The following is a 963-nucleotide window of genomic DNA, read 5'->3' on the forward strand; positions in this document are numbered from 1 at the left end:
GGCGGGCGGCGTCCGAGGCGGATTTCCAGAAGGTCCGTGGGCTCGTCGGTGGTCTGGTTCTGCTGGACGGAGCGGAGAATGCCAGCGTGAACAGTGCTCCGCTGGAGAGCAAGATGCCGACCTATCTGCGGGCGAACTGGCTGGCTGCGTCGCTGGACGCCTCCACGCTGAGCGGGCGTGGCATCGTCAACTTCCGAGAGTTCACCAAGAAACATGGGCTGGACAGCAGGTTTCGCGCGTACGAGACCGGCGACCCGGTTGAGGCGTATGTCCAGTCGCGTGGCCAGCTTTACCAGGCGATGGCCGAACGGATCTGGTCTCCGGATGCCCTCGGCCTTCCCCTGCCGTCTACAGCAGCCGGCGCTCCCGCGTCCGCTGTAGACGCCGGCCGCGCCGGCGTAGCCCGCCCGCGACGGCGGAATCACGGGGTGCGTCTGTCCGATCTGCTGTCCGCCGGGCTGGTCCGCCCCAACGAGAAACTGATCGGTCGCTGGCGCGGAACCGAGCACCGGGCGACGCTACTCGCCGACGGGCGCATCCGCACCGCATCGGGCGGGCATTTTGGCTCGCCGTCAGCGGCGGCCAAGGATGCCACCGACGCTAACCCGGGTGCCTGGAACTTCTGGAAGGTCGATGAGACGAAGGCCAGCCTGGACGCGGTCCGCGGCCAGTACCTGCGGATCCACGGCGGCGTGGGGCAGTAGGCCTACCGCCAGTTGACGGCGGCAGCCGTTGTCAACGGGTGTGGCGACGGAGCCATGCGATCTCGGCGGTGGTCCATCTCGGACCCCGGTTGACCTGCGAAAATGGTGGAGTTGACCACCGGCTTTCTGAGCGGAAGGTCACGAGGCTTCGGTTCGTATGGCCAACCGCTGGGCGCTCCTCCCGCCGTTTGCGCTGGTAGTAGGCTGCGAAGTCGTTCCGGAAGCTGGGGTCTCCGTCCGCCGACAATGCCACAAGACG

Annotated in this window: 1 protein-coding gene; it reads left to right on the forward strand. The window is 67.4% G+C overall.

Annotation, left to right across the window (positions count from 1 at the left end; translation table 11 throughout):
- Window positions 1–704, forward strand: a 704-nt coding sequence (locus G6R24_RS21160; protein ID WP_476727370.1) for a restriction system modified-DNA reader domain-containing protein, incomplete at its 5' end; no start/stop codon positions are given.
- Window positions 705–963 lie beyond the last annotated feature (259 nt).

Origin of the sequence: Candidatus Frankia nodulisporulans (assembly GCF_902806475.1) — a bacterium.
In the GTDB taxonomy this organism is placed as follows: domain Bacteria; phylum Actinomycetota; class Actinomycetes; order Frankiales; family Frankiaceae; genus Frankia; species Frankia umida.